20 protein-coding genes and 1 riboswitch are annotated in these 23,912 nt (G+C 69.5%); of the genes, 14 read left to right on the top strand and 6 right to left on the bottom strand.

Features of this window, described 5'->3' with window-relative positions:
• Positions 1–6: 6 nt before the first annotated feature.
• The 7 genes from EIZ44_RS05300 (at position 7) to EIZ44_RS05330 (ending at position 9,165) form a co-directional block, all read left to right on the top strand.
• The gene (locus EIZ44_RS05300) at positions 7–774 is read left to right on the top strand and encodes a 3-oxoacyl-ACP reductase (protein ID WP_037811639.1); all 768 of its coding nucleotides are present in this window, start codon (positions 7–9) and stop codon (positions 772–774) included.
• A gap of 232 nt (positions 775–1,006) precedes the next feature.
• A riboswitch (glycine riboswitch) is annotated at positions 1,007–1,106 on the top strand.
• 43 nt (positions 1,107–1,149) lie between these two features.
• Positions 1,150–3,981, top strand: a complete 2,832-nt coding sequence (gene gcvP, locus EIZ44_RS05305; RefSeq protein ID WP_134727915.1) for an aminomethyl-transferring glycine dehydrogenase — start codon at positions 1,150–1,152, stop codon at positions 3,979–3,981.
• Between the two features lie 35 nt (positions 3,982–4,016).
• Entirely contained in the window at positions 4,017–5,105 is a 1,089-nt protein-coding gene (gene gcvT / locus EIZ44_RS05310; RefSeq protein ID WP_037811638.1) for a glycine cleavage system aminomethyltransferase GcvT, read from the top strand.
• Between the two features lie 14 nt (positions 5,106–5,119).
• Positions 5,120–5,497, top strand: coding sequence for a glycine cleavage system protein GcvH (gcvH, locus tag EIZ44_RS05315; RefSeq protein ID WP_037811636.1), 378 nt, complete (start codon positions 5,120–5,122; stop codon positions 5,495–5,497).
• Positions 5,497–6,774, top strand: a complete 1,278-nt coding sequence (glyA, locus tag EIZ44_RS05320; RefSeq protein WP_134727863.1) for a serine hydroxymethyltransferase — start codon at positions 5,497–5,499, stop codon at positions 6,772–6,774. The genes gcvH and glyA overlap by 1 nt, the downstream gene beginning before the upstream one ends.
• Entirely contained in the window at positions 6,771–7,775 is a 1,005-nt protein-coding gene (gene lipA, locus EIZ44_RS05325) for a lipoyl synthase (RefSeq protein WP_134727864.1), read from the top strand. Before glyA ends, lipA begins: the two co-directional genes overlap by 4 nt.
• Before the next feature lie 16 nt (positions 7,776–7,791).
• Positions 7,792–9,165, top strand: coding sequence for an L-serine ammonia-lyase (locus tag EIZ44_RS05330; RefSeq protein ID WP_134727865.1), 1,374 nt, complete (start codon positions 7,792–7,794; stop codon positions 9,163–9,165).
• 31 nt (positions 9,166–9,196) lie between these two features.
• Here the strand turns inward: EIZ44_RS05330 and EIZ44_RS44580 are convergent, their stop codons facing one another.
• A complete protein-coding gene (locus tag EIZ44_RS44580; protein WP_167753969.1) occupies positions 9,197–9,370 on the bottom strand; it encodes a hypothetical protein in 174 nt (57 codons plus the stop codon).
• Positions 9,370–9,957: an ArsR/SmtB family transcription factor gene (locus EIZ44_RS05335; protein WP_134727866.1), complete on the bottom strand. Its 588-nt coding sequence runs from the start codon at positions 9,955–9,957 to the stop codon at positions 9,370–9,372. The genes EIZ44_RS44580 and EIZ44_RS05335 overlap by 1 nt, the downstream gene beginning before the upstream one ends.
• A gap of 72 nt (positions 9,958–10,029) precedes the next feature.
• Here EIZ44_RS05335 and EIZ44_RS05340 point away from each other — a divergent pair, with 72 nt between their 5' ends.
• Positions 10,030–10,752, top strand: coding sequence for a FadR/GntR family transcriptional regulator (locus EIZ44_RS05340; RefSeq protein ID WP_037810150.1), 723 nt, complete (start codon positions 10,030–10,032; stop codon positions 10,750–10,752).
• 52 nt (positions 10,753–10,804) lie between these two features.
• Positions 10,805–12,628, top strand: coding sequence for a transglycosylase domain-containing protein (locus EIZ44_RS05345; protein WP_037810151.1), 1,824 nt, complete (start codon positions 10,805–10,807; stop codon positions 12,626–12,628).
• Between the two features lies 1 nt (position 12,629).
• Here EIZ44_RS05345 and EIZ44_RS05350 read toward each other — a convergent pair whose 3' ends face one another.
• Entirely contained in the window at positions 12,630–13,439 is an 810-nt protein-coding gene (locus EIZ44_RS05350) for an ABC transporter ATP-binding protein (protein ID WP_037810152.1), read from the bottom strand.
• 115 nt (positions 13,440–13,554) lie between these two features.
• Here EIZ44_RS05350 and EIZ44_RS05355 point away from each other — a divergent pair, with 115 nt between their 5' ends.
• Complete coding sequence (locus EIZ44_RS05355; RefSeq protein ID WP_134727867.1) at positions 13,555–14,886, top strand: aminotransferase-like domain-containing protein; 1,332 nt, start codon at positions 13,555–13,557, stop codon at positions 14,884–14,886.
• A gap of 43 nt (positions 14,887–14,929) precedes the next feature.
• Here the strand turns inward: EIZ44_RS05355 and EIZ44_RS05360 are convergent, their stop codons facing one another.
• Positions 14,930–16,891: an SDR family oxidoreductase gene (locus EIZ44_RS05360; protein ID WP_134665481.1), complete on the bottom strand. Its 1,962-nt coding sequence runs from the start codon at positions 16,889–16,891 to the stop codon at positions 14,930–14,932.
• Positions 16,892–16,955: 64 nt separating this feature from the next.
• The gene (locus tag EIZ44_RS05365; protein WP_037810157.1) at positions 16,956–17,192 is read right to left on the bottom strand and encodes a hypothetical protein; all 237 of its coding nucleotides are present in this window, start codon (positions 17,190–17,192) and stop codon (positions 16,956–16,958) included.
• Positions 17,193–17,372: 180 nt separating this feature from the next.
• Here EIZ44_RS05365 and EIZ44_RS05370 point away from each other — a divergent pair, with 180 nt between their 5' ends.
• A complete protein-coding gene (locus EIZ44_RS05370; protein WP_134727868.1) occupies positions 17,373–18,617 on the top strand; it encodes an NAD(P)/FAD-dependent oxidoreductase in 1,245 nt (414 codons plus the stop codon).
• Here the strand turns inward: EIZ44_RS05370 and EIZ44_RS05375 are convergent.
• Positions 18,571–19,767 carry a multidrug effflux MFS transporter gene (locus tag EIZ44_RS05375; RefSeq protein ID WP_439098584.1) on the bottom strand — a complete coding sequence of 399 codons (1,197 nt, stop codon included), beginning with the start codon at positions 19,765–19,767 and terminating at the stop codon, positions 18,571–18,573. The genes EIZ44_RS05370 and EIZ44_RS05375 overlap by 47 nt on opposite strands.
• Positions 19,768–20,995: 1,228 nt before the next feature.
• Between EIZ44_RS05375 and EIZ44_RS05380 the strand changes: the two genes are divergently transcribed.
• Genes EIZ44_RS05380 through EIZ44_RS05390 form a run of 3 tightly spaced genes read left to right on the top strand, consistent with a single transcriptional unit; the run spans position 20,996 to position 23,908 of the window.
• The gene (locus EIZ44_RS05380) at positions 20,996–21,850 is read left to right on the top strand and encodes a fumarylacetoacetate hydrolase family protein (RefSeq protein WP_134665477.1); all 855 of its coding nucleotides are present in this window, start codon (positions 20,996–20,998) and stop codon (positions 21,848–21,850) included.
• A 1-nt stretch (position 21,851) separates the two neighbouring features.
• On the top strand, positions 21,852–23,153 hold the full coding sequence (locus EIZ44_RS05385) for an enolase C-terminal domain-like protein (protein WP_134665475.1): 1,302 nt from the start codon (positions 21,852–21,854) through the stop codon (positions 23,151–23,153).
• A complete protein-coding gene (locus tag EIZ44_RS05390; protein ID WP_134665473.1) occupies positions 23,150–23,908 on the top strand; it encodes an SDR family NAD(P)-dependent oxidoreductase in 759 nt (252 codons plus the stop codon). Before EIZ44_RS05385 ends, EIZ44_RS05390 begins: the two co-directional genes overlap by 4 nt.
• Positions 23,909–23,912: the final 4 nt, after the last annotated feature.

A 23,912-nucleotide genomic window follows, 5' to 3' on the forward strand; every position in this document is an offset into this window, starting at 1 on the left:
CCCACGATGGTGCAGCGTTTTGACGGCCGCGTCGCGGTGATCACCGGCGGTGCGAGCGGCATCGGCCTCGCCACCGCCAAGCGGTTGGCGAGCGAGGGCGCGAAGGTCGTGATCGGCGACGTCGCGCCGGAGCAGGGCAAGGCGGCCGCCGACGCGGTGGGCGGGGCCTTCGTCCAGGTCGACGTCACCGACGCGGACCAGGTCGAAGCCCTTTTCCAGACGACCGTCGACGAGTTCGGCGCGGTCGACGTCGCGTTCAACAACGCGGGCATCTCGCCGCCGGAGGACGACTCGATCCTCACCACCGGCATCGAAGCCTGGGAGAAGGTGCAGCGGGTCAACCTGACCTCGGTGTACCTGTGCTGCAAGGCGGTTCTGCCGCACATGCAGCGCCAGGGCCGCGGTTCGATCGTGAACACCGCGTCGTTCGTGGCCGTGATGGGAGCCGCGACCTCGCAGATTTCCTACACCGCTTCGAAAGGCGGCGTGCTCGCCATGACGCGCGAGCTGGGCGTGCAGTTCGCGCGCGAGAACATCCGGGTCAACGCGCTGTGCCCGGGGCCGGTCAACACTCCGCTGCTGAAGGAACTGTTCGCGAAGGACCCGGAGCGCGCGGCTCGCCGTCTGGTGCACGTCCCGGTCGGCCGCTTCGCCGAACCGGAGGAGATCGCCGCCGCGGTGGCCTTCCTGGCGAGCGACGACGCCAGCTTCATCACCGCCGCGCAGTTCCTCGTCGACGGCGGCATCTCCGGCGCCTATGTAACCCCGCTGTGACGGTCCGTGAAGGGCTCCTTGACGGAATCTGATTCCCGCAAGGGGTCCTTCACGGACGTTTGTGGCGTAGGCCGGGAGCGGTAGACTGGCGCGTGAAGCGGCAGGTAGAGTGGCCGCACCCACAACTGAACACAGGGCCGTTCGAGCCGGAGCGGGAGAGTCCCATGCGATCAGTGGGACACCGAAGGAGCAAACTCCCCGGAATCTCTCAGGTAACCGCTACCGCTTTTGGCGAGGCCACTCTGGAAAGCAGGCGCACCCGCGCCTCACCCAAGGTGAAAGCCGCGCCGAGCGCGGTGAAACTCTCAGGTGCCCATGACAGAGGGGGAGTTCCCAGTGCACCGCCGCGCCCGGTGCCCGTCCCGAGGAGCTCCCATCACCTCCACCCCCTTCGACACCCGCCATATCGGTCCCGGCGAGGCCGAGCGGGCGAAGATGCTCGCCGAATGCGGTTACGGAAGCCTGGACGCCCTCGTGGAAGCGGCGGTGCCGTCCGCCATCCGCACGGCCGGTGACCTGGCGCTTCCCGCGCCCGCGTCCGAGGAAGAGGCCACCGCCGAGCTGCGTGCGCTCGCCGCGCGCAACCGGCCGATGACGCAGATGATCGGCCTCGGCTACTCCGACACCGTCACCCCGGGCGTGATCCGCCGCAACGTGCTGGAGAACCCGGCCTGGTACACCGCGTACACGCCGTACCAGCCGGAGATCTCGCAGGGCAGGCTCGAAGCGCTGCTGAACTTCCAGACCGCGGTGTCCGACCTGACCGGGCTGGCGATCGCCAACGCCTCGATGCTCGACGAGTCCACCGCGGCCGCCGAGGCGATGACGCTGATGCGCCGCGCGTCGAAGTCGAAGTCCAATGTGGTCGTTCTCGACGCCGAATGCCTTCCGCAGACCATCGAGGTCGTGCGGACGCGTGCCGCCGGCCTCGGCATCGACGTGCAGGTGCGCGACCTGCTCACCGGGCTGCCCGAGGAGTTCTTCGGCGTCATCGTCCAGTACCCGGGTGCGTCCGGCGTGCTGCGCGGGCGCGGTTTCTACCACGCGGTTTCCGAAGCGGCGAAGGCCGCGGGCGCGCTGTACACGGTCGCTGCCGACCTGCTCGCGCTCACCTTGATCGCCGCGCCCGGCGAGTTCGGCGCGGACGTCGCTGTCGGTTCCACGCAGCGCTTCGGCGTGCCGCTGGGCTACGGCGGTCCGCACGCCGGGTACATGGCGGTGCGCGCTGGCCTGGAGCGGTCGCTGCCGGGTCGGCTTGTGGGCGTGTCCGTGGACGCGGACGGCAACACTGCGTACCGCCTCGCGCTGCAGACGCGCGAGCAGCACATCCGTCGCGAGAAGGCGACCTCCAACATCTGTACCGCGCAGGTGCTGCCCGCGGTGCTCGCGGCGATGTACGCGGTCTACCACGGTCCCGAGGGGCTGAAGGCGATCGCGACGCGGGTTCACGAACTCGCGGCCGGTCTCGCGAACGCGCTGCGCGCCGGTGGCGTCGAAGTCGCGCACGAAGCCTTCTTCGACACTGTCGTCGCGAAGGTGCCTGGCCGTGCCGCTGAGGTGCACGCAGCTGCGCGCGAGGCGGGGATCAACCTCGGCCACATCGATGCTGACCACGTGCGCATCGCCTGCGACGAGGTCACGCGTCCCGACACGCTCGCGAAGGTGCTTCGCGCCTTCGGTGTCGACAGTGCGTGGGAAGCCGCGCAGGCGCTCCCGAACGGTCTCGCTCGCGAGAGCGGCTACCTGACGCACGAGGTGTTCAGCACGCACCGGTCCGAGACGTCGATGCTGCGTTACCTGCGCCGCCTCGCCGACCAGGACTTCGCGCTCGACCGCGGGATGATCCCGCTCGGCTCCTGCACGATGAAGCTCAACGCCACCACCGAAATGGAGCCGATCAGCTGGCGCGAGTTCGCGGGCATCCACCCGTTCGCGCCCGCCGAGGACGCCGAGGGCTACCACGAGCTGGTCCGCCAGCTGTCCGGCTGGCTCGCCGAGGTCACCGGCTACGACCAGGTGTCGCTGCAGCCGAATGCGGGCAGCCAGGGCGAGCTCGCCGGGCTGCTGGCCATTCGCGCCTACCACCAGGCGAACGGCCAGCCCGAGCGCGACGTCTGCCTGATCCCGTCGTCCGCGCACGGCACCAACGCCGCCTCCGCGGTGCTCGCCGGGATGCGCGTGGTCGTGGTCAAGTGCACCGACGAGGGCAACGTCGACCTCGAAGACCTGCAGTCCAAAGTGGACCAGCACCGCTCCGACCTCGCCGCGATCATGGTCACCTACCCGTCCACGCACGGCGTCTACGAGCACGGCATCGAGCGGCTCGCCAAGATCGTGCACGACGGCGGCGGCCAGGTGTACGTCGACGGCGCGAACCTCAACGCCCTGCTGGGCCTGGCGAAGCCGGGCGAGTTCGGCGGCGACGTCTCGCACCTGAACCTGCACAAGACGTTCTGCATCCCGCACGGCGGCGGCGGTCCCGGCGTCGGCCCGGTCGCGGCGCGCGAACACCTCGCGCCGTACCTGCCGAACCACCCGCTGCTCGCGCAGGCCGGACCGGACACCGGCGTCGGCCCGATCAGCGGCGCGCCCTACGGTTCGGCGTCGATCCTGCCGATCTCCTGGGCGTACGTGCGGATGATGGGCGCGCCCGGACTCACCGAGGCCACCAAGGTCGCGGTGCTCGCGGCCAACTACATCGCCGCCCGGCTCGCGCCGCACTACCCGGTGCTCTACACGGGGCAGGACGGCCTGGTCGCGCACGAGTGCATCCTCGACCTGCGCGGCATCACCAAGGAAACCGGCGTGACCGTGGACGACGTCGCGAAGCGGCTCATCGACTACGGCTTCCACGCGCCGACCATGTCCTTCCCGGTCGCGGGCACGCTCATGGTCGAGCCGACCGAGAGCGAGGACCTGGCCGAGATCGACCGGTTCTGCGAGGCGATGATCGCCATCCGGCACGAGATCGACGAGGTCGCGGCCGGCCGCTGGACCGCCGAGACGAGCCCGCTGCGAGGTGCGCCGCACACCGCGTCGTCGATCGTCGGCGAGTGGACCGCGGACTACGACCGCGAGCTGGCGGTGTACCCGGTCGGCGTGGCGCGCAAGACCAAGTACTGGCCGCCGGTGCGGCGGATCGACGGCGCGCGCGGCGACCGCAACCTCGTCTGCTCCTGCCCGCCCCTCGACGCGTACGACGCGTGAGCGCGACCTCCGCTCGCGACAACGAAAGGCTTCCTGTGACGGAAACCCCCCTGCACCAGGTCCACCAGGACCTCGGGGCGCTGTTCACCGATTTCGCCGGCTGGTCGATGCCGGTGCGCTACGCCAGCGAGCTGGCCGAGCACAAGGCCGTGCGCGAGGCGGCCGGGCTGTTCGACCTGTCGCACATGGCCGAGATCCACGTCCGCGGCGCGCAGGCCGCCGACGTGCTCGACTACGCGCTGGTCGGCAACCTGACCGGCGTGAAGCCGGGCCGTGCCCGCTACACGATGATCTGCGACGCCGACGGCGGCGTGCTGGACGACCTGGTCGTCTACCGGCTCGCCGACGAGGAGTACCTGGTCGTGGCCAACGCGGGCAACGCCGCCGTGGTCGCGGACGCGCTGGCCGAGCGGGTCGCCGGGTTCGACGCGGTGGTGGAGAACCGGTCCGCGGACACCGCGCTGATCGCGGTACAGGGCCCGAAGGCGGTCGACGTGCTCGCCGCGGTGACCGACGCGGACCTCGCGTCGCTGAAGTACTACGCGAGCGTGCCCGCCGTCGTGAAGGGCATCGACGTGCTGCTGGCCCGCACCGGCTACACCGGCGAGGACGGCTTCGAGCTGTTCGTGCCCGCGGCGCAGGCTCCGGCGCTGTGGCAGCTGCTGACCGAGGCGGGGCAGGAGCACGGCCTGGTCCCGTGCGGGCTCGCCTGCCGCGACACGCTGCGGCTGGAAGCCGGGATGCCGTTGTACGGCAACGAACTCAGCCGCGAGCTGAACCCGTTCGCCGCCGGTCTCGGCCGGGTCGTGAAGTTCGAGAAGCCGGGCGACTTCGTGGGCCGCGCGGCCCTGGAGGAGCTGAAGAAGGCCGACGTCCCGCGCGTGCGGGTCGGCCTGCGCGGCACCGGCCGCCGCGCCCCGCGGCACGGGTACGCCGTGCTGTCCGGGGATGCCACTATCGGGGAGATCACCAGCGGCGCGCTGTCGCCGACGCTGGGCTACCCGATCGCCATGGCGTATGTAGACCGGGAGCACGCCGAGCCCGGCACCGCGCTGTCCGTCGACATCCGGGGCCGCGTCGAGCCGGTCGAGGTCGTCGCCCTGCCCTTCTACTCCCGAGCCTGAAAGGCCCTAGCACCGTGAGCATTCCCCAGAACCTGTCCTACACCAAGGAACACGAGTGGCTGTCGGTCAACGACGGCGTCGCGACGGTGGGCATCACCGCGTTCGCGGCAGGCTCGCTCGGCGACATCGTGTTCGTGCAGCTGCCCGGCGTCGGCGACACCGTCACCGCGGGCGAGGTGTTCGGCGAGGTCGAGTCGACCAAGTCGGTCAGCGAGCTGTACTCGCCGGTCAGCGGCGAGGTGGTGGCGGTGAACGAGGCCACATCGGACACCCCCGAGGTCATCAACTCCGACCCCTACACCGAAGGATGGCTGCTGCAGGTGCGGCTCTCGGGCGACGTCCCGGAGCTGCTCGACGCGTCCGCGTACGCCGAGCTGACCCAGGAGAACTGATGACCGCCCCGTTCGACGCCCCCCTGTCCGAGGTGGACCCCGAGGTCGCCGCCGCGGTGGCCGCGGAGCTGGACCGCCAGCAGTCGACGCTCGAGATGATCGCCTCGGAGAACTTCGCGCCGGTCGGCGTGCTCGAGGCGCAGGGCTCGGTGCTGACGAACAAGTACGCCGAGGGCTACCCGGGCCGCCGCTACTACGGCGGCTGCGAGCACGTCGACGTCGTCGAGCAGCTCGCGATCGACCGGGCCAAGGCGCTGTTCGGCGCGGAGCACGCGAACGTGCAGCCGCACTCGGGCGCGCAGGCCAACGCGGCGGCGATGTTCGCGGTGCTGAAGCCGGGCGACACGATCCTCGGCCTCGACCTCGCGCACGGCGGCCACCTGACGCACGGGATGAAGATCAACTTCTCCGGCAAGCTGTACAACGTGGTCGCCTACCACGTCGACAAGGAGACCGGGATCGTCGACGTCGCCGAGATCGAGCGGCTGGCGGTCGAGCACAAGCCGAAGCTGATCGTCGCCGGCTGGTCGGCCTACCCGCGCCAGCTCGACTTCGCCGAGTTCCGCCGGATCGCCGACCTGGTCGACGCCAAGCTGATGGTCGACATGGCGCACTTCGCCGGCCTCGTGGCCGCCGGGCTGCACCCGTCGCCGGTGCCGCACGCGGACATCGTCACGACCACCACGCACAAGACCCTCGGCGGTCCGCGCGGCGGCCTGATCCTCTCCCGCCAGGAGCTGGCGAAGAAGATCAACTCGGCGGTGTTCCCCGGTCAGCAGGGCGGTCCGCTGGAGCACGTGATCGCGGCCAAGGCCGTGGCGCTCAAGATCGCCGCGACCGACGGGTTCCGCGAGCGTCAGGAGCGCACCCTGGAAGGCGCGAAGATCCTCGCCGACCGGCTGTCGCGCACCGACTGCGCCGAGGCGGGCGTCCGCGTCCTCACCGGCGGCACCGACGTGCACCTGGTCCTCGTCGACCTGGTGAACTCCCAGCTCAACGGCCAGGAGGCGGAGGACCGGCTGCACTCGGTCGGGATCACCGTCAACCGCAACGCGGTGCCGTTCGACCCGCGTCCCCCGATGGTCACCTCGGGCCTGCGGATCGGCACCCCGGCGCTGGCCACCCGCGGTTTCGGCGCCGACGACTTCACCGAGGTCGCCGACATCATCGCCGAGACGCTCAAGCCGGACTTCGACGAGGCCGCGCAGCAGGCGCTGCGCACCCGGGTCGAACTGCTGGCGAAGAAGCACCCGCTGTACGCGGACCTGAGCCGATGAGCGCGCAGCCCGAAGGGCGGAAGCTGTTGCGGCTTGAGGTGCGCAACAGCGAGACGCCGATCGAGAAGAAGCCGCCGTGGATCAAGACGCGGGTGCGGATGGGTCCGGAGTTCACCGAACTCAAGGGGCTCGTGCGCCGCGAAGGCCTCCACACGGTGTGCGAAGAGGCGGGTTGTCCCAACATTTACGAATGCTGGGAGGACCGGGAGGCCACGTTCTTGATCGGCGGGGACCAGTGCACCCGGCGCTGTGACTTCTGTCAGATCGACACGGGCAAGCCTGCTGCGCTGGACCGGACGGAGCCGCGGAAGGTCGCGGAGTCGGTGCAGGCCATGGGGCTGCGGTACTCGACGATCACCGGCGTGGCTCGTGACGATCTCGAGGACGGCGGGGCCTGGCTGTACGCGGAGACGGTGCGTCAGATCCACGCGTTGAACCCCGGTACCGGTGTGGAGTTGTTGATCCCGGACTTCAATGCGGAGCCGGATCAGTTGGCTGAGGTGTTTGGGTCGCGGCCGGAGGTTTTGGCGCACAACGTGGAGACGGTGCCGCGGATCTTCAAGCGGATCCGTCCCGGTTTCCGTTATGCGCGGTCGTTGGATGTGATCACGCAGGCTCGTGCGGCTGGTTTGGTGACGAAGTCGAACCTGATCCTCGGCATGGGGGAGACCCCGGACGAGGTCAGCGTCGCGTTGCAGGACCTCTTCGACGCGGGCTGCGAGATCATCACGATCACCCAGTACCTGCGGCCTTCCCCGCGGCACCACCCGGTCGACCGCTGGGTCAAGCCGGAGGAATTCGTCGAGCACGCGAAGACCGCTGAGGCCATCGGGTTCCCGGGCGTGATGGCCGGTCCCCTGGTCCGCTCGTCCTACCGCGCCGGACGGCTCTACGCCCAGACCAAGGCGCACCGCGGCGAGGCGCTCCCGGAGAACCTCGCCCACCTGACCGCCGAAGGACCGGCGGCGCAAGAAGCCAGCAGCGTGCTGGCGAGGAACTAAGAGAAGGGGCGGATCAATGGCGATCAGCGTCTTCGACCTGTTTTCGATCGGCATCGGGCCGTCGAGTTCGCACACGGTCGGCCCGATGCGCGCGGCCAAGACCTTTGTGGACGGTCTGGTCGAGGACGGCGTGCTCGAGACGGTCGCGCGAGTGCAGGCCGAATTGTTCGGCTCCCTCGGCGCGACCGGGTTCGGGCACGGCAGCGACAAGGCGGTGCTGCTCGGGCTTTCCGGGGAGCGTCCGGAGGAAATCGACACCGACACGGTGCCAGCCAAGGTGGCGGCGATCCGGGAGTCCGGGCGGCTGGCTGTCGGCGGGACGCACGAGGTCGCGTTCGTCGAGGACACCGACCTGACGATGCACCGGCGGAAGTCGCTGCCCGCGCATCCCAACGGGATGGTGTTCCGCGCGTTCGCCGCAGACGGTTCGCTGGTGCGGGAACGCACGTATTACTCGGTCGGCGGCGGCTTCGTGCGGGACGAGTCGTACGAGACCGACACGGTGTTCGTGGAGGACTCCACGCCGGTCCCGTACCCGTTCCGCACCGGGGCGGACCTGCTGAAGCATTGCTCGGACACCGGGCTTCCGGTCAGCGAGATCATGCTGCAGAACGAGCTTTCCTGGCGCAGCCACGAGGAAATCCGGGCTGGGCTGCTGCAGATCTGGCAGGTGATGGCCGAGTGCGTGCGCAACGGGTACACGCACGAGGGCGTGCTGCCGGGCGGTCTGAAGGTTCCTCGGCGGGCCAAGTCGTTGCACGACAAGCTGCTCGCCGAAGACGGCGCGGACGATCCGTTGTACGCGATGGACTGGGTCAGCCTGTACGCCCTCGCGGTCAACGAGGAAAACGCCGCGGGCGGACGCGTCGTCACCGCTCCGACCAATGGCGCGGCCGGGATCATTCCGGCGGTTTTGCATTACTACCAACGGTTTGTGCGCGGGTCTTCGGACGACGGCATCGTCACCTTCCTGCTCACCGCGGGCGCGATCGGCTCGATCCTCAAGCAGACCGGCTCGATCTCGGGCGCCGAGGTCGGCTGCCAGGGCGAGGTCGGCTCGGCCTCGGCGATGGCGGCTGCCGGGCTGACCGAGGTGCTGGGCGGGTCGCCCGCCCAGGTCGAGAACGCGGCGGAAATCGGGGTGGAGCATCACCTCGGATTGACGTGCGACCCGGTGGGCGGGCTGGTGCAGATCCCGTGCATCGAACGCAACGCAGTCGGTGCGTCCAAGGCGATCCACGCCGCGCGCATGGCGATGCGCGGCGACGGAAGCCACGTGGTGACGCTGGACAAGGCGATCAAGACCATGCGCGAGACCGGCGCGGACATGTCGGTGAAGTACAAGGAGACCGCACGCGGCGGGTTGGCCGTGAACGTCATCGAGTGCTGATTTTCGTTCCGTGAAGGGCTCCTTGCGGGAATCAGATTCCTTCGAGGAGTCCTTCACGGCGTTTCGGGGTGGCGAGGCGAAGGCCCACGGTCATCAGCCACCAGCCGAGCCGTTGCCGGGCAGGCGTTCGGGGCGGGAGGCGGACGGCGGCGGCGAGGAGTTCGCCCTGGCGGTCGGCGGCGAATTCGGGCAGGAACGGGTGCATCAGGATTCCCCCTGGTCTTCGGATGCGACGGTCGCGTGCGGGAACGCCGCCCACTGCGTGATCACCGTTTCGTCGCCGGGCCGGGCCGGACGGCGGTAGCGTTCGATCACCGCTTCGATTTCTTCGATCAGCCGTTGGGATTCGTCCGGGGTGAGCGGCATCCGGGTGCTGCTCAGCGTCGCGCTGTCCCGCCATTCGTCCGCCCAGCGCGGCAGTTCCGAGACGAACTGCGCTTGTTCGCGGTAGCGGATGTCCACGTGCTGGTGCAGGAAAGCCATGAGCGGCCCGGCCATCGCCGGGTCGTCGACGAAGTCGGCCGCGTGCATCCGGGTCGATTCCTGCGCCGCTTTCCACCAGCGTTCGCGCTTCGAGCCGCGGCTGGTGTCTTCCTCGACCAGCCCGGCGTCCGCGAGCTGGCGCAGGTGCCACGACGTGGTGCCGGAGCTTTCGCCGACGCGCTTGCCGAGCCCGGTCGCGGTGGCCGGGCCGTCGACGGTCAGCAGGTCGAGCAGTTCCATGCGCAGCGGATGCGCCAGCGCGCGCAGGGTGCGGGCGTCGATCTGGCGAGCGCGGCGTTCGTCGGGCATGCTCCGTACTGTAGACCGCAGAGAACTCTTTGCAAAGACTTCTCTGCAATCGGGCAGCATAGAATCGGGCAGGTGGAGTCGACCTCGGTGGTGAGCGCGAACGCGGCCCTGTTCCGGCCGGTGCGTGCCGGGAACGCCTTCGAGGAGACCGTCGAGCGGCTGTTGCAGGCGATTCGGCTCGGGGTCGTCGGCGCGGGGGACCGGTTGCCCTCCGAGCGCGAGCTGGCGGAACGGCTCGGCGTGAGCCGGGTGACGCTGCGGGAGGCGATTCGCGCGCTGGCCGACGCCGGGTACGTCGAGTCGCGGCGCGGGCGGTACGGCGGCACGTTCGTGAACGAGAAACTGCCGGAACCTGCCGAACGGGCGGTTGGCGAGGTGGACGCGGCCGGGCTGGAAGACGCGTTGTGCCTGCGGCATGTCCTGGAAACCGGCGCGGCGGAGGCAGCCGCGGCTCGGACGTTGAGCCCGGCCGACCGGCAGCATCTCACCGGCACCCTCGCGGAAGCGTCGGCGGCCAGTCTCGCCGATTACCGGCGCAAGGATTCGCGGCTGCACCTGGCGATCGCCGAGGTCACCGCGTCCGCGTCGCTCACCAGCACGGTCGCCGACGCGCGAACCCGGGTCAACCAGCTGCTCGACCGGATTCCGCTGCTCGAACCCAATCTGGAGCATTCGAACGCGCAGCACGAGGCGATCGTCGACGCGATCCTGGCCGGCGATCCGGTGGCCGCGCGGCAGGCGATGGCCGAGCACATCGAGGGCACCGCGTCGCTGCTTCGCGCGTTCCTCTCGTGATCAATTCACCGGGTCGACAGAACCTTGTCACTGGTTCAGCCGTCATCCATTCGTGGAGCCAGCCCCGGAGAGTGACCAATCCGCTGTTGCCCGTCGCAAGTGGCGCCGCATCCGCAGGGGTGCCTACTACCTGACCGGCTTCGCGGTCGGCGTGCCGCTGATCGCGTTCTGGATCGCCTACCTGCTGCTGGACGTCCGCAGTCCGCAGGACGTCCTCGCCTCGCTCGGCAAAACCGTCACGCTGAAGTACGCCGACGGCAGCGAGCTGCTGCGCATCGTGCCCCCGGAAGGCGACCGGCGGTTCGTGCCGTTCGACCAGATCCCGCAGAAGCTGCGCGACGCCATCGTCGCCACTGAAGACCCGACCTTCTGGGCCAACTCCGGCTTCGACCCGACCGGGATCGGCCGCGCGTTCCTGACCGGCGTCGGCGGCGGGTCCGGGATCACCCAGCAGTACATCAAGAAGTCGACCGGCGACGAGGATTCGACGCTCTCCCGGAAAATGCAGGAACTCGTGCTGGCCACGAAGATCACCCAGGAACAGAGCAAGGAACAGATCTTCGAGAGCTACGCCAACATCATTTCGTTCGGCCGCAACACTTTCGGCCCGGCGGCGGCGATGAACGCGTTCTTCGGCCGTCCGCTGGACAACAGCATCACCTGGAGCGAGGCCGCGTTCCTGGCCGGGATGATCCAGTCGCCGTCAGTGCACGATCCGGCGGTGTCCGGCGACGAACACGCGGCGAAGCGCTGGCGGTACGTGCGCGACAAGCTGGTCGAGCGCGGTTATCTGAAGAACTCCGACGGCATGGCTTATCCCGGCGCGGAGATCAAGCCGCCTGCCGAGACCCGGGTGAGCCTGAATTACGACCAGTACCACCTAAAACAGCGAGTGCTCACTGAACTGGAGGCGGCCGGGTTCTCGCTTTCCCGGTTGCAGCAAGGGAATCTGACCGTCCAGACTACCCTGGACCCAGGGTTGCAGACCGCCGCGCACGCCGCGCTGAGCGACCGGTTGAAGGGCGAACCAGCGGAGTTCCGCGGCGCGCTGGTGGCCGTCGATCCGGCCAGCGGTGCGGTGCGCGCGTACGACGGCGGCAACCACGGGGTCCGGGATTATGCGGCGACCGGTCATCCGCTCGGCTCCGCGTTCTACCCGTTCACCGCGGCGGCCGGCTTGAAGAACGGGATGTCGCTGGACGAGAAAGTGGCTGCTCCCCGGGAGATCCAGTACCTCGGCGAGAAGTTCGACTATCCGCCGAAGTGCCCGCAGCCGTGCACCTTGCGCAGCGCGTTGACGTCCGGGGCGGATACGCCGTTCATCACGGTCTCGAAGAAGATCGGCGTCGACGAGGTGAGCGAGGCGGCCCGGTCAGCGGGAATCCCGGACGAGGTGGACGGGACGCCGACCATGCGCGAACAGGACGGTGCCACGATCGGCTCGGGCATCGTCGTCGGCCGGTATCCGATGCGCCCGCTCGACGTCGCCGGGGCGTACGCGACCTACGCTGCCAACGGGATGCACGCGCCGGTGCACCTGGTGGACAAGGTGCTCGATCAGTCCGGGAAAGTCGTGTGGCAGCACGAAAACCAACCGGTCGCCGCCGTTCCGGAGCAGGTCGCGCAAGACGTGACTTCCGTTCTGCAGACGACGTTGCCGGACGGTCGCGCGGCCGCTCTGCGCACGGGCGAGTTCGAGCGCGGCAATTCGCGCGACAACCAGGACGCCTGGGCGGTCGGCTACACGCCGCAGCTGGCGACGGCGGTGTGGCTCGGCACCGATGACAACCGCAAGCTGCTCGACGCGACGGGCAAGAAGGTGACGGGTTCGTCGGTCCCGGCGGACGTGTGGCGGTCGTTCATGTCCCGCCGCTGAATCACGCCGCGCGGCGGCTGACCTTCGGGATCACCATCGGGCTCCCGCTTTCCGGGCATTCCATCACCCGGCACGGCAGCTCGAAAATCCGCTCCACGTTCTCCGCCGTCACGACCTCCTCCGGCGTCCCGGTGGCCAGCACCTTCCCGTCGCGCATCGCGATCAGGTGCGTCGCGTACCGGGCCGCGTGGTTGAGGTCGTGCAGCACGGCGACCAGCGTGCGGCCCTGTTCGCTGTGCAGGGTCGCGCAGAGGTCGAGGATGTCGAGCTGGTGCGCGATGTCCAGGTACGTCGTGGGCTCGTCGAGCAGCAGCAGGTCGGTCTGCTGGGCCAGCGCCATCGCCATCCAGACGCGCTGGCGCTGCCCGCCGGACAGTTCGTCGACCATCCGCTCGGCGAGGTCGTCGACGCCGGTCGCGCGCATCGAATCGGCGACCACCGTCGCGTCCTCGCGGGACCATTGGCGCAGCAGTTTCTGGTGCGGGTACCGGCCCCGCGCGACGAGGTCGGACACGGTGATCCCGTCCGGCGCGATCGAGCTTTGCGGCAGCAGGCCGAGCCGCCGCGCGACCTCCTTCGCGCCGTAGCTGGAGATCACCTCGCCGTCGAGGTAGACCGAGCCCGCGCGCGGCTTCAGCATCCTGGCGAGCGCGCGCAGCAGCGTGGTCTTGCCGCAGGCGTTGGGGCCGACGATGACCGTGAACGACTTGTCCGGGATGACCACGCCGAGCCGTTCGGCGACCGTGCGGCCGTCGTAGGCCAGCGTCAGGTCCTCGGCGTGCAGTCGGGTGTCTTCGCTCGTCCGTGCCACACAGGTAAGGCTAACCTAGTGACCCCCGTCCGGGGAGTTCCGTGGGTCGCATTAGCGAACAGTGACCGGCCGGTGCCATGATGCGTCCGGAGAATCCCGGCAGAGCGAGGGTGGGATGGACGACTACCGCGTCGTCGCGGACGAACTCGCCGCCGACATCGAAGCCGGCCGGCTGCGGCCCGGCGACCGGCTGCCGCCGCAGCGCAGGTTCGCGCGCGACCGCGGCATCGCCGGCTCCACCGCGGCCCGCGTGTACGGCGAACTCGTCCGCCGCGGCCTGGCGGTCGGCGAGGTCGGCCGGGGCACCTTCGTACGCGCGGCGAAGCCCGGCCCGGAACCGGCGCTGTCCGAACCCGGCGACGCGCGCGTGGATCTCGAACTCAACTTCGCCGTGCTGCCGACCCAATCGGCCAAACTGGCGCAGGCACTCGAACCTGTGCTGCGCGCGGACGTCTTCACCGACGCCCTGCATCCGCTCGGCGCGGCCGGCACCAAAGCGGTCCGCGAGGCGGCGGTCTCGATGCTCGCCCGGGGCACCTGGCGGCCGGATCCGGACCAGGTGCTGGTCGCGGGAAACGGGCGGCAGGGCATTGCCGCAGCGCTAGCGGCGTTCGTGCCGACCGGCGAGCGGCTGGCGGTCGAATCCCTGACCTATCCGGTGGTCAAGGCCGCGGCGACTCGGCTCGGCATCGAGCTGGTGCCGATCGAAACCGACGCGCACGGCCTGGTCCCGGCCGCGCTCGCGGCGAGCGCTCCGGTGCGGGCGCTGTACGTCCAGCCGACCCTGCACAACCCGCTCGGCACCACGATGCCGCCGCGGCGCCGCGCCGAACTGGCCGAGACCGTCCGCAGGCTGGACCTGCCGGTGATCGAGGACGGCATCTACACCTTCCTCCGCCCGGACACCGAACCGCTCGCCGCGCTGATGCCGGAGCGGACGGTGTTCGTGGACAGCCTGTCGAAACGCGTCGCGCCCGGGCTCACCGCCGGGTTCCTCGTGGTGCCGCCGCCGTGGGTCGCGCGGCTGGCGAGCGCGATCCGGTCCGGCGGCTGGTCGGCGTCGCGGTTCTCGGTGGAGGCGGCGCGGCGGTGGATCACCGGCGGCGTGCTCGCGGAGGTCGAAGCGGCGAAACGCGCGGACGCCGGGGCGCGGGCCCGGATTGTCGCGGAGCGGCTGGCGGGTTTCCAGGTGTACGGCGACGCCTCGGCCTACCACCGGTGGTGGGTGCTGCCGGACCAGTGGCGGGCCGAGACCTTCGTGGCCGCCGCTGCTCGCCGGGGAATCGCGTTGTCCCCGGCGGCGGCGTTTTCGGTGGTTCCGGGGCACGCGCCGAACGCGGTGCGGATCGCGGTGTCCGCGCCCTCGGAGGAGACGTTGGCGAGTGCGTTGGACGTGCTGGCCGGGCTGGCCAGCGGATCGCCGGACGACCTGCTGGTGGATTCGTGAGTGTCGTTGCCGGTTCTCACCGTGCTGAACACTCACGACGTCCTTAGGCCTTCCGCCGCCACACCAGCCGCGTCAGCGTCGCCGCGACCTTTGCCGAAGCGGGCTGGCGGGGCAGCTTTTTGGCTTCCGGCGCGGATTCCGGCATCACCCGGTAGACGAGGTGCGCCGCGAACCGCGCGAGGTCCGGCGCTGCCAGCGAGGCCAGTTCCGCGGCCCGGCCCTCGGGGAGGCTCAGGATCTGTGGTCGCCGTTCGATCGCCTTCACCACCAGCGCCGCGGCGCGTTCCGGTGAACTCGCGGGCAGCCCGCGGTACGAACCGGTCGGCGCGATCATGTCCGTGCGCACCAACGGCATCCGGACCGAGGAGAACGTGACGCCGTCGGACAGCGTCTCGCGCCCGGCGGTCAGGCTGAACTCCTCGAGCGCGGCTTTTGAAGCCAGGTAAGCGGAAAACCGCGGGGTGTCGGTCTGCAGGCCTTGCGTGGTGACGTTCACGATGTGGCCGAACCGGCGTTCGGTCATCGACGGCAGCAGCCCGAGGATCAGCCGCACCGGGCCGAAGTAGTTGATGGCCATGGTGCGTTCGTAGTCGTGGAACCGTTCCGTCGACAGCTGCACCGAGCGTCGGATGGAGCGTCCGGCGTTGTTCACCAAGACGTCCACCGCGCCGTGGTCGGCGAGGACCGCCTTCACGAGACCGTCGACCGCGTCGCCGTCAGTGAGGTCGCACGGGTACGTCGCTGCTTCGCCACCTGCTGCGGTGATCTCGCTACGCACGTCTTCGAGTTCTTCGGCACGACGCGCGATGAGAAGCACCTTCGCACCGCGTCGTGCGACAGCGAGCGCACTAGCGCGGCCAATGCCCGACGACGCACCGGTAATGAGGACAACGCGTCCTTCAAGCCCTGGGCGGCGAGCGTGGTCCGGATCAAGATGCGCGCGCCAGTAGCGGTAAAGCGGTTCTGCGTAGTCGCGAAGCTCGGGAAGGTGGACGCCGCTGCCGTACAGCTCCGAAGTGGTGCGCGCGGTGTCGAACTCCACCTCCATGTTCAGGTGGGGGAGTACTTCGAGCGGAATTCCCAGCTCGGTCAACACTGCTGCGCGCGTCGCACGTCCAGTCGGCAGGCGGTCGACAGCGGTCGCGAGGCGAGACGCTGTGCTGCGAAGCAGACCGGACGGCACCGTCGTGCGTACGCGCGGCGCTCCGGCAACGCGGGCGAAGGCGTTGTAGACCTCGTGCAGCTTCTGCGGTCGCGGCGAAGCGAGGTGATACGTACTGCCCGAAGGCGCTTCGCGGTGCATGAGGTTTTCCATCGCGGCGACGACGTAGTCGACCGGGACGAGGTTGGTGGCCCCGAAATCGGGCGCGGCGAGCGGCAGCTGCTTCGGCAGCGCGGCAAGGCGCGAGATGGCGGGCAGGAAGTAGTACGGACCGTCGATCTTGTCCATCTCGCCGGTGCGCGAATCGCCGACGACCGCGGAGGGCCGGTAGACGCGAAACGGCACGTCGGACTGTGCGCGGACCAGCTTCTCGGCCTCGAACTTCGTGGCGTGATACGGAGAACTGAAGGACTGTCCGAGGTCGAAATCGGCTTCGGTGAAGCGGCCGGCGTGATCGCCCGCGACGGCGATCGACGACACGTGGTGCAGCAGTCCCGCGCCCGCAGCGGCGGCGAATGCGAGCAGGTTCCGGGTGCCCTCGACGTTCGCGGCCTGGTTCGCCGCGTCGTCGGCGGTGAAGTCGTAGACCGCGCCGAGGTGGACGACGTGATCGACCCCGTCGTAGCCGGCCGGGTCGAGGCCCAGCAGCGGTTCGGTGAGGTCGCCGACGGCGGGGACCAGGCGGTCGGCGTTCGGCCAGTCCCGCGCCAGCGCGGCCAGGCGGTCGCGCGAGGTGTTGCGGACGAGCACGTGGACGGCGGTCGTGTCCCGCCGCGAGAGCAAGCGGGCGACCAGGCGCTTCCCGAGGAAGCCCGTCGCGCCCGTGACGAAGTAGGTGGTCATGGCCGGCACCTTTCGGGGTCTGCGGGTGCCGACTCTACCTACTCATGAGTAGGAACGGTAGTTGTCAGTCGGTTCCGGTGCGTCGCGCCGACGTCGCGGTGGCCACCACGGCGTCGCGCAGGGCCGCGCGCAGCCGCCCGACCTCCAGCGGCCCCAGCACGGCCGCCTCTCCCGGTGGCGCGACCAGGACGACTTTGTCGTCGCTGCTCACGAACACCGTCACGTCGCGCCGCCTGCCCGCCAGGTCCCGGCAGCCGACCGTCCACTCGTTCCGCACTGCACTGTCGTCCCGCGCTGTCACGGCCCTCGCCTTCCGATCACGTAGCACCCGTGTCCTTCGTGCGGGGGTGTGACCGCGCCCTCCGCGGCGGCTTACGCCGGTTCACCCGAATTGCCTACCGGCCGGTTTTCCACGGGGTGTGACCAGCCGCATACCGGAGTAGCGTCGGCCACCGCACGCCGCGGGCACTCAGGAGGACGCATGTCGGAACCTCGGAAAATCGTCATCGTCGGAGCCGGACTGGCCGGTGCCACCGCCGCGGCGACAGTGCGAGAACGCGGTTTCGACGGTGAGATCCTGCTGCTGGGAGCGGACACGCACCGGCCGTACGAGCTGCCGCCGCTGTCGAAGGCGGTACTGCTCGGCAACGCCGACGAGCCTGACTGGGTGCGCGAAGAGGGCTACTGGAGCGAGCACGACATCCAACTGCTCTCCGGCACCACCGCAACCCGGGTTGAACTGGGCGCCCGCCTGGTCCTTGACGACGCTGGCGACGAACACCGCTACGACCGCCTGGTCTTAGCGACCGGTTCACACCCGCGGACGCTGAAGGTGCCCGGCGGCGACCTACCCGGCCTCTACATGCTTCGCACTCTCGACGACTCCCTGCGGCTGCGTGCGGCCTTCGAAGCTGCGAAGCGCGTACTGATCGTCGGTGCGGGCTGGATTGGTACTGAAGCCGCCGCTGCCGCGCGTACGCACGGTGCCGAGGTCACTGTGGTCGCCCCGGAGAAGCTGCCGCTCGCGAACGTGTTGGGCGACGAAGTGGCCGGAACGTTCTACCGCCTGCACGAAGAACACGGTGTGCAGTGGCGTCTTGGCGAAGGCGTCGCAGCGATCACCGGTGACACCGCAGCGACCGGCGTCCGACTGTCGAGCGGCGAAGAGCTGTACGCCGACGTTGTCCTTATCGCCGTCGGCGCGGCCCCGAGCGTCGAACTGGCGCACGCCGCCGGTCTCGAGCTGTCAGACGACGGCGGTGTCGATGTCGACGCAGGTCTGCGTACAGCGGCACCTGACGTTTACGCGATCGGCGACATCGCTTCGCAGTTCCATCCGCGCTACGGCCGCCGCGTACGCGTCGAGCACTGGGCGACAGCGCGTACGCAAGGCGAGCACGTGGCGGCCAACCTCTTTGGCGCGAACGAGCCGTACTTGAACAGCCCGTACTTCTTCTCCGACCAATACGACCCAGACCGCGGCGGCCCGGCGATCGGCTGCGAATACCGCGGCCTGCCCGTCTTGGACCGAGACCGCGTCGTCGTGCGCGGGGACCTCGCGACCTACGACTTCACGGCGTTCTGGGTAACCCCGGAGAGCGAGGTCTCGGCCGCGATGAACGTCAACCAGTGGGACGACGGGGACGCGCTGCAAAAGCTGGTCGACGAACGCATCGCGGTCACCGACGACCAGCTGCGGAGCGGAAATCTCGCCGATCTGGGCTGACCGCCAGCGTCGCGAACGACAGCCAAGCGACCACCCCGAACCCGGCCATCACCGCGGTCATCGGCACCGCCGTGCCCGGCCCGCCGAGCCCGACCAGCGGCGTCGCGATCCCGCCGATCGCGAACTGCAGCACACCCAGCAGCGCCGACGCCGCCCCCGCTGTGCGCGCGTGCCCCGCGAGCGCGAGCGAACTGGCGTTCGGGTTGATGATTCCGATGCAGGAAACCATGAGCAGCAACGGAATCAGCAACGCAGGCAACGGCAGCCGCATGACCGCGGCCGCCAGCGTGGCCAGACCGGAGAGGGTCGACACCGTCAGCCCCGTGCGCAGCAGCGTCCGTTCGGGGAAGCGACCGACGAGCCACCCGTTGAGCTGCCCAGCGAGCACGATGCCCACCCCGTTGAGCCCGAAGACGACGCTGTATTCCTGCGGACTCAGCCGGTAAACGTCCTGCAACGCGAACGACGACCCCGAGATGTACGCGAACAACGCGGCGAAATTCAACCCGGCGGTGAGCGCGTAACCAAGGAACGTGCGGTCGGTGAGCAGGTGCCAGTACGTCCGAAGCACCCCACCCAACCGCGCCGGATGCCGCCGCTCGACCGGCAACGGCTCCGGCAGCGCGAACGCGACCGCAGCGAGCAACAGCGCACCGAACCCGGTGAGGACGACGAACACCCCGCGCCAGGACGTGAACGTGAGCAACTGCCCGCCGAGCACCGGCGCGAGGATCGGCGCGAGACCGTTGACCAGCAGGAGAAGCGAGAAGAACTTCGTCATCGCCGTGCCGGTGTAGAGATCGCGGACGGTCGCGCGGGCGATCACGATCCCCGCCGCCGCGCCGAGCGCCTGGATGCTCCGCGCCGCGATCAGCAGCTCAACGCCCGGACTCACCGCCGCCGCGACCGACCCGACGATGTACAGCCCCAGCCCGACCAGCAACGGCCGCCGCCGCCCGAAGGAATCCGACAACGGCCCAGCGATGATCTGCCCGACCGCGAGCCCGACGACGAAGGCGGTGAGCGTCAGTTGGACGGTGGTGTCGGAGGCCTGGAAATCACCCGCCATCCGGGGGAGAGCGGGGAGGTACATGTCGATGGAGAGCGGGCCGAAGGCGGAGAGACCGCCGAGAATGAGGAGACGTCGGATCTTGCCCTGGCGGGGGTGCTCGGGGAGGGTGACGGAGTGTTCGAGGGAGGGATATTCCACGCTGGCTGCGGTGGGGTGGTCAGCCGCGGAGTGATCCGGGGTGGGTTGGTTTGCCGCGGTTTGATCCGGGGTGGGGCCGTGGGCTGCGGATTGATCCGGGCTGGGGTGGTCGGCTGCGGAGTGATCCGCCGCGGAGTGATCCGGGGCGGGGCAGTCGGCTGCGGAGTGATTGGCTGCGGAGTGTCCGGGCGTGGAGTGATCCGCGGTGGAGGGTTCGGCAACGGAATGCTCCGCGTCGGAGTATTCCGTTGCAGAGTGATCGGCCGTGGAGTGGTTTGCCATGGGGTGATTGGCCGTGGAGTGGTCGGGCGTGGCACGGTTCGCCGTGGGGTGGTCGGCCCTGGAGTGATCGGGCGTCGAATGATCCGCCACCGATCCCTGAGCCCTGGAATGCTCCGTGCCGAAGGCATCAGCGGCGGAGTATTCAGCTCCGGAATGATCCGACGTCACGCGGTCCGCTGTGGAGTGATCCGTCGCGGAATGATCAAGAGCCAGGTGATCGTCCGCCGAATAATCAGCAGCGGAGCGCTCCGGAGCGAGCATCCACGAGCCGTCCGGCAACGGCACTGCCCGCTCAGCGGCACACCATTCGCCGCCTGCGCCGCCTGCGCCGCCTGCGCCGCCTGCGCCGCCTGCGCCGCCTGCGCCGCCTGCGCCGCCCGAGTCGCCGGAACCGTCCGCGCCGACTGCCGGAGCGCCAGCCATGTTCGGGTTCTCCCGGCGATCGCGCCGGTTCACATCACCGGGCTCACGCACCCCGCCCTCGTCGCCGATGCCCCGCAGGCCTCCCTCGTCGCCGATGCCCCGCAGGCCTCCCTCGTCGCCGAGGCCCCGCAGGCCTCCCGCGTCAGAGCTGTCCCGCGGCCCCTTCATCGGCCCCGAATCTCCGCCGCTGCCCGCCCGCGCCTCGCTGCCTTCCCCGCCGTCGCGCGAATCGCCGCTCGCCCGTCCCCGCGGCCCAGCCGCATCCCCAATCGCCATCCGCGCCGCACCGTCTCCCTCGCTCTGACGGGACAACCCCGCCACGACGAGTGTCCGTTATCCGCCCGCCAGCCCGGTGATCGGATCAATTTCCGCACCAAATCCCGCTTCCCTCTAGATCTGTCGCCCTCCGGTGCGCTATACATCGGATGTATCGCGAGAACGGTGTCGAGAGAGGGGTTCGTCCGTGCGGTTTGTGCGTCTCGGGGCAGCGGGGGCTGAGCGTCCGTTCGTCCGTGCCGGTGACGGCACCCTCCACGACCTCTCCGGGGTCACGCCGGACATCGACGGCGCGTTCCTCGCCGGCGACGGACCGGCCAAGGCCGCGCGGGCGCTCGAAGCCGGGGAACTGCCGGTCGCCGACGGGGCCGGGCTGCGGGTCGGCGCGCCGATCGCCGCGCCGGGCAAGATCGTCTGCATCGGCATGAACTACCGCCGTCACGCCGAGGAAACCGGCGCGGCCGTGCCGACCGAACCGGTGCTGTTCATGAAGGCGCCCGACGTGATGGTCGGACCGTTCGACGAGGTGCTCGTCCCGCGCGGCTCCACGGCCACCGACTGGGAGGTCGAGCTCGGCGTCGTCATCGGGAAAACCGCGCGGTACCTGGAAAGCGCGGACGAAGCGCTGGCGCACGTCGCCGGGTATGTCGTGTCCAACGACGTCTCCGAGCGCGATTTCCAGCTGAACCGCGGCGGCCAGTGGGACAAGGGCAAGAACTGCGAGACCTTCAACCCGCTCGGCCCTGAACTCGTGACCGCCGACGAAATCCCCGACCCGCAGGCGCTCGGCCTGCGCACCTGGGTCAACGGCGAGAAGGTGCAGGATTCGTCCACAAAGGACATGGTGTTCGGCGTCGCCGAGATCATCCGTTACCTGAGCCAGTTCATGGTGCTGCGCCCCGGCGACCTGATCAACACCGGCACCCCGGAGGGCGTCGCGCTCGGGCAGCCGGAACCGAAGCCGTACCTGCGCGCGGGCGACGTCGTCGAACTGGAAATCGACGGCCTCGGCAAGCAGCGCCAGACCTTCGGGCAGGCCTGACATGGCGAAAATCGTGGCCATGGAGGTCCGGGACGTCCGCTTCCCGACGTCGCGCGACCTCGACGGTTCGGACGCGATGAACCCGGATCCGGACTATTCGGCGGCCTACGTCGAATTGCACACCGATGCCGGACCGGATGGTTACGGCCTCGCGTTCACCATCGGCCGGGGCAACGACGTGCAGGCCGCCGCGATCCGTGCGCTCGCGCCGCATGTGGTCGGCCGCGATGTTCCTGAAGACGCAGAAGCGCTCGGTGCGCTCTCTCGGGCCTTGGTCGGCGACTCGCAATTCCGTTGGCTGGGACCGGAAAAAGGCGTGGCACACATGGCGATCGGCGCGATCGTCAACGCCGCGTGGGACCTTGCCGCACGGCGTGCCGGACTTCCATTGTGGAAGTTCGCGTCGCGGATGACGCCGGAGGAGCTGGTGTCCCTTGTGGACTTCCGCTACCTCTCCGACGCGCTCACCGAAGAGGAAGCGCTCGACATCCTGCGCGCCGCCGAGCCCGGGAAAGCAGAGCGGATCGCCAAGCTCGAAGCCGACGGCTATCGCGCGTACAGCACGTCGGCGGGTTGGCTCGGTTATTCCGACGCGAAATTGGTACGACTGGCCGAACAAGCCGTTGCCGACGGTTTCGAGATGATCAAACTGAAGGTCGGCGGGAATCTCGAAGACGACGTCCGGCGAATGAAGCTGGCCCGCGAGACTGTCGGCCCGGACATCCGGATCGCGGTCGACGCGAACCAGCGCTGGGATGTCGCGACGGCAGTGTCGTGGATGACTGCGCTGGCACCGTTCGATCCATATTGGATTGAAGAGCCGACCTCGCCGGACGATGTTCTTGGCCATGCGGCCATCGCGAAGGCGCTCGCACCGATCAAGGTCGCCACCGGCGAGCATGTCCAGAACCGCGTGGTGTTCAAGCAATTGCTGCAGGCTAACGCGATCGACGTGCTGCAGCTGGACGCCGCACGCGTCGGCGGGGTGAACGAGAATCTAGCGATCCTGTTGCTGGCAGCCAAATTCGGCGTCCCGGTGTGTCCGCACGCCGGTGGGGTCGGATTGTGCGAACTGGTGCGGCATCTGTCCATGTTCGACTTCGTGGCAGTGTCCGGTTCGGAGAGCGACCGGTCCATCGAATGGGTCGACCACCTGCACGACCACTTCACCGACCCGGCCGTCGTGCGCGACGGCCGCTACCTGGCCCCGACCGCACCGGGCTTTTCCGCGCGCATGCACGACGCTACGCTGCGCCGGTTCAGCTTCCCGGACGGTCCTGAATGGACGGAGAACGCGCAGTGAGCGAATTCGACGGGCTGGTCGCCGCGGTCACCGGCGGCGCTTCGGGCATCGGCCTGGCCACGGCGAACCTGCTGGCCCAGCGCGGCGCGCAGGTGGCCGTGCTCGACCTCAAGACCGACGAGGTGCCGGAGCCGCTGGCCGGATTCCGCTGCGACGTGACGTCCGACGCCGAGGTTCGCGCCGCCGTCGACGCGGTGGCCGAACGCTTCGGCCGGCTCGACATCCTGATCAACAACGCGGGAATCGGCGCGCAGGGCGACGTCACCGCGAATGACGACGACGAGTGGCACCGGGCGTACGACGTGAACGTGGTCGGCATGGTGCGCACTGCGCGGGCAGCCTTGCCGCACTTGAAAAACTCGCCTGCGGCAGCGGTCGTGAACACGTGCTCGATCGCCGCCTGGGCCGGACTGCCCGCGCGGGCGCTGTACTCGGCCACGAAAGGCGCGGTGCTGTCGCTGACCCTCGCGATGGCCACCGATCACCTGCCGGACCGGATCCGCGTCAACTGCGTGTGCCCCGGCACCGCGGACACCCCGTGGGTCGGCAGGCTGCTCGACACCGCCGCGGACCCCTCGGCCGAGCGGGAGGCGCTCGCCGCCCGCCAGCCGATGGGAAGGCTGGTGACCGCGGACGAGGTCGCGAACGCGATCGCGTACCTGGCCAGCCCGCTTTCGGCATCGACTACCGGCACCGCGCTCGCGGTGGACGGCGGCATGTACGGCCTGCGCCCGCGCGGACCCGTGCAGAACTGATCTG

This window comes from Amycolatopsis nivea (genome assembly GCF_004522235.1).
Classification (GTDB): Bacteria; Actinomycetota; Actinomycetes; order Mycobacteriales; family Pseudonocardiaceae; genus Amycolatopsis; species Amycolatopsis nivea.